The organism is Burkholderia sp. Ac-20379 (genome assembly GCF_017104645.1).
Lineage (GTDB): Bacteria > Pseudomonadota > Gammaproteobacteria > Burkholderiales > Burkholderiaceae > Burkholderia.
On record NZ_JAAGPF010000490.1, the window covers coordinates 1 to 3,584 of the forward strand.

The following is a 3,584-nucleotide window of genomic DNA, read 5'->3' on the forward strand; positions in this document are numbered from 1 at the left end:
TGATCAAGGAAGCGGGCCTGAACCTGTTCAAGTCGAACAACGGTTTCTCGTTCGGATCGTTCGCGCCGAGCTCGCTGCAGACCATGAATTACAGCCCGGCGGCGGGGTTGGCCGTCACGGCGGCCTCGCCGATCACGGCGGCGTTCAACCTGGTGGTGGGGTCGACCTCGCGTGGCCTGGCGGGCAACCTCTCGGTGATGGAGCAGAACAATCTGGCCCGGATTCTCGCGCAGCCGACGCTGGTCGCGCTGTCGGGCCAGAGCGCGAACTTCCTGGCCGGCGGCGAGATTCCGGTGCCGGTGCCGCAGTCGCTCGGCACCATCTCGATCGAATGGAAGCCGTACGGCATCGGGCTGACGGTCACGCCGACCGTGCTCGGTCCGAACCGGATCGCGTTGAAGGTGGCGCCGGAAGCGAGCCAGCTCGATTTCCTGCACGCCATCACCATCGACAGCATCACGGTGCCCGCGCTGACCACGCGCCGCGCGGACACCACGGTCGAACTCGGCGACGGCGAAAGCTACGTGATCGGCGGTTTGATCGATCGCGAAACGACGTCGAATGTGAGCAAGGTGCCGTTCCTCGGCGATCTGCCGATCATCGGGGCCTTCTTCAAGAGTCTGAGCTACCAGCAGAACGACAAGGAACTGATGATCATCGTGACGCCGCACCTGGTGTCGCCGATCGCGGCCGGCACGGCGTTGCCGGCCACGCCCGGCGAACGCTCGGAGCAGCACGACGGGCCGGTCTGGCGGTCGTTCCTGGGCGGCATGCTGGTGCCGGATGCGGCTCCGGGGTTCTCGAAATGAGCGCGCCGGAGGAGGAGAATGTGAACGGCCGGATGCGGTGCACGTTCGCGCACCGTTTTACGGGGAGTGTTCAACATGAACGCGAGAACGCAATCGTTGGCTGAGCCTGCCGTCACCGATCACTTCATCTGCGCCTCGGCGCGCGGCGAGCACGTCAAGTGGCTCGGGCAGACGCTCGTGTCCACCGGCGCGGTCGAGGCTTCGCCGCTCGACGCAGCGGTGCTGACGCAGCGGATCGGCGGCCTGAATCCGGCGCTCGTCTTCATCGACTTCGCCGGCGATCAGGCGGCCGCGAGCACGGCGGTGTCGGCGGTGCGCACGGCGTATCCGGGGCTGCCCGTGATCGCGCTGGGCAGCTTGACCGAGCCCGAGAGCGCGCTGTCGGCGCTGCGCGCCGGCGTGCGCGATTTCGTCGATCTGTCGGCGCCGGCCGAGGAAGCGCTGCGCGTCACGCGCGGCCTGCTCGACAACCTCGGCGAACCGACCAGCCGCCACGGCAAGGTGCTGGCGCTGCTCGGCGCGCGCGCGGGGATGGGCGTCAGCACGCTGGCGACCAATCTCTCGGTGCTGCTGCAGCGCAAGATCGCGGCGCAGAACCGCCGCACCGCGCTGATCGATCTCGGGCTGCCGGCCGGCGACGGCGCGCTGTTCCTCAACACGCGCTGCGAGCTGCATTTCGTCGAGGCCGTGCGCAACCTGCGCCGCTTCGATCGCACCTTCGTCAATACCGCGTTCGCGCATCACGCGAGCGGCGTGGCGCTGACCACGCTGCCGCCGAATCTCGCCGATCTGCGCGAGGTGTCGGCCGCCGCCTGCGCGGGCCTGTTCAACCGGCTGCGCGCGTTCGTCGATCAGCAGATCGTCGATCTCGGCGGCTTCACGAACCGCGAGTTCATCTCGCAGATCGTGTCGCTGAGCGACGAGGCCTGGCTCGTCTGCGATCAGGGCATCGCGTCGGTCGTGTCGGCCGTCGAACTGCTCGGCGATCTGCGCGAGAAGGGCGTCAATACCGAGCGCGTCAAGCTGGTCGTCAATCAATACGATGCGGCGATCGGCCTGCTGCCGGCGCAGATCGCCGAGCGGCTCGACGTGCCGCTCGCGGCGACGCTGCCGTCGCGGCGCGTGGCCATCGGTCATGCGGCGAATCAGGGCAAGCTGATCGTCGAGGCCGCCGAGCGCGATCCGTACGTGAAGGCGCTCGACGCGCTGGCCGAGCGCCTGACGGCGAGCGCCGCGGGCGCCATGCGCGCGGCGGGCGCGGCCGGCATGGCGTCCGGCGAAGCCGCCGCGCCGCCGGCGAGCGGCCTCGCGGCGCTGAAGCGTTTCATTCAATCCACCACGAAGCGGTCGTAAGCGAATGGCACACGACGACATCCAATTTGCCGACGGCGCCGCGCCGTTCTCCCAGACGCAGCAGTTCCACGACATCAAGAACGCCGCGCACGAGCACCTGCTGACCCGGATCGAGGAACTCGGTTCGGAGTTCGGCCGCTGGTCGCGCCAGGCGATCAACCAGTTCGTCGATCTGGAGATCGACAGCTTCGTGCGCCTGCGCCGGATTCCGCTCAACGAGAGCGAGGTGCGCGAGATCGGCGAGGCGCTGACCAAGGAACTGGCCGGCTTCGGCCCGATCGAGGATCTGCTGTCCGATCCGCTCGTCGAGGACATCCTGATCAACGGCTACAACGACATCTACGTGTCGCGCCGCGGGATTCTCGCCAAGCTGCCGATCCGCTTCACCGACAACGCGCACCTGCTGCGTATCGTGCGCCGCATCCTCGCGCCGGTCGGCCGCCGTCTCGACGAATCGAACCCGATGGTCGATGCGCGCCTGCCCGACGGCGGCCGCGTCAACGTCGTGATCGAACCGCTGTCGCTGGAAGGCCCGGTGGTGTCGATCCGGAAATTCCGCAAGGATCCGCTCAAGCCGTCCGATCTGCTCGAGAACGGCACGTTCAGCGGCGAGATCGCCACGCTGCTCGAAGCGGCCGTGCAGGCGCGCTGCAACATCCTGGTGTCGGGCGGCACGAGCTCGGGCAAGACCTCGCTGCTGAACGCGCTGGCGTTCTACATCCCCGAGACCGAGCGCGTCGTGACGATCGAGGACACGGCCGAACTGTCGCTGAACCACCCGCACGTGGTGCGCCTCGAAAGCCGCCCCGGCAGCTTCGACGGCACCGGCGTGGTGTCGATCCGCGACTTGCTGCGCAACACCTTGCGGATGCGGCCGGACCGCATCATCGTCGGCGAAGTGCGCGGCGGCGAAGTGCTCGAGATGCTGCAGGCGATGAACACCGGCCACGACGGCTCGATGGGCACGATCCACGCCAGCTCGCCGCGCGAGTGCCTGTATCGCCTCGAAATGCTGGCCGGGTTCGCGGGTTTCCAAGGCACCGAATCGAGCCTGCGCCGCCAGATCGCCAACGCGATCGATTTCATCGTGCAGATCGGCCGCCTGTCCAACGGGCGCCGCCGGATCCTGTCGATCACCGAGGTGACCGGCATGGCCGACAACATCGTCGCGACCCAGGAGCTGTATCGCTACGACGCGCGCGTCACGCCCGAGGGCGAGGAAATCGATCACTGGGAATCGCTCGGCATCCATCCGCATTCGCCGAAGCTCGCGCGTTTCCGCAACGTGCTGATCGGCAACATGGGCGGGGGCGACGGCTTCGGCCGCAACGGAGGCTTCAATGTCTAGCGGCGTGCTCTGGTCGCTGTCGTTCGCGCTGATCCTGGCGGCCGCCGGCATCTGGCTGTGGCGCGGCAGCCAGG

The 3,584-nt window shown here is 68.0% G+C and carries 2 protein-coding genes and 1 pseudogene; all 3 read left to right on the forward strand.

Annotated features, from left to right (window positions below):
• Nucleotides 1-809, forward strand: a pseudogene (locus G3N92_RS31815) (type II and III secretion system protein family protein); the annotation flags it as partial.
• Nucleotides 810-884: 75 nt separating this feature from the next.
• Nucleotides 885-2,162 (forward strand): fimbrial protein, encoded by a 1,278-nt coding sequence (locus G3N92_RS31820; RefSeq protein WP_206131507.1) that lies wholly within the window; start codon nt 885-887, stop codon nt 2,160-2,162.
• Nucleotides 2,163-2,166: 4 nt separating this feature from the next.
• Entirely contained in the window at nt 2,167-3,510 is a 1,344-nt protein-coding gene (locus tag G3N92_RS31825) for a CpaF family protein (protein ID WP_206131508.1), read from the forward strand.
• Nucleotides 3,511-3,584 lie beyond the last annotated feature (74 nt).